Raw genomic sequence first — 1,189 nt, forward strand, 5'->3', positions numbered from 1 at the left:
GGCGGGAAATTCCTAGGATATGTTGCATTCTTAAAAATACGAAAAATCCTGTTTTAACAGCAGTATTTTGCTATATTTGTTCGTAATCAAACGGAAGTTTTTTCACAGACTGACGTTAGGCGAAATACAAAAAAAATATGGCACTAAAAGAGATACTCGATCAAATAAAAATACCTCCATTAAATAAATGTGGAATATTGCTTGATAAAATGTCAAGATTAAAGACTTACTTTCATTTATTGGAAATAGCTGACCGTTGTTCTTCAGCTGATGAATCACTCAAATTGATTAATTCAAAATTAGATGATGTTGAAGATTGTCATTCTGGACAAAAAAAGCTAAAAAACCCAGGACTAAATTACAATGGAAGAATGTATCCTGTTTTTGAAGATTATATACAAAAAGAAAGTGGAGGGAAAATTATTGCTAGGACAAAAGGAAACAGGATTGTAATTAATAAAGATGGAAGTTTTATTATTAGTGAAGTATTAACAGGAGAAGTAATTTTATCAAAATAAATATGGAAACTCAACTGCAAAAAGATGTGATAAATGAAATTAATGCCAATATTAATCACATAAAAAAATATCATTTTGAAAAAATAAATGATAAATATTTTATTGACATTATCTTGAATAATACAATTTTAAACATTATTGTTGATAATCAAATTAAAGTTAATCTAGACGAATCGATAAATAAATATTTGATAGATTTTTACAGAAATGAAAAATTGTTTGAAAATATAAATGACTTTAAAGAATTTTTAAACACTGTAGTAAATGGATATCTTGAAAAAACTAGTGGACTATTTGTTAGATATAATGATGAAGATTTTATATGCGAAATAGAAGTTAATTCAATTGATGCAGATAGACAGATGGGAACGGAAACATTTTATAGCTTATTCTTTACTGATAATGATGGTGATGAAGTGATAGTTGCTGAAGTTTCAGAATATCCAATTGGGATTTTTGAGGTATTTGATATTAATGAAGAAGTGGAAATTTTAGAAAGTGAAATAAAAGAGTATTTTGAAGATAAATATCATTCACAAGAATAAGTACTTCGCCTAACAGTAAAGGCTTCGTTGGGCTTGAAAAGCCAACAATGAAGCCTCGGTTGGACGGAACCGATTACATGCCGTTCCAACTATGGAGCTATCGTTAAGTTTTTAGAAAGAATTTCA

The 1,189-nt window shown here is 28.2% G+C and carries 2 protein-coding genes; both read left to right on the forward strand.

What is annotated here, in order from left to right; translation table 11 throughout:
- Positions 1 to 137 precede the first annotated feature (137 nt).
- Positions 138 to 518: a hypothetical protein gene (locus ACNQGX_RS18320; RefSeq protein WP_417978750.1), complete on the forward strand. Its 381-nt coding sequence runs from the start codon at positions 138 to 140 to the stop codon at positions 516 to 518.
- Positions 519 to 520: 2 nt separating this feature from the next.
- The gene (locus ACNQGX_RS18325) at positions 521 to 1,063 is read left to right on the forward strand and encodes a hypothetical protein (protein ID WP_417978752.1); all 543 of its coding nucleotides are present in this window, start codon (positions 521 to 523) and stop codon (positions 1,061 to 1,063) included.
- The last annotated feature ends 126 nt before the right edge of the window (positions 1,064 to 1,189 follow it).

This window comes from Flavobacterium glycogeni, assembly GCF_048286775.1.
Taxonomy (GTDB): domain Bacteria; phylum Bacteroidota; class Bacteroidia; order Flavobacteriales; family Flavobacteriaceae; genus Flavobacterium.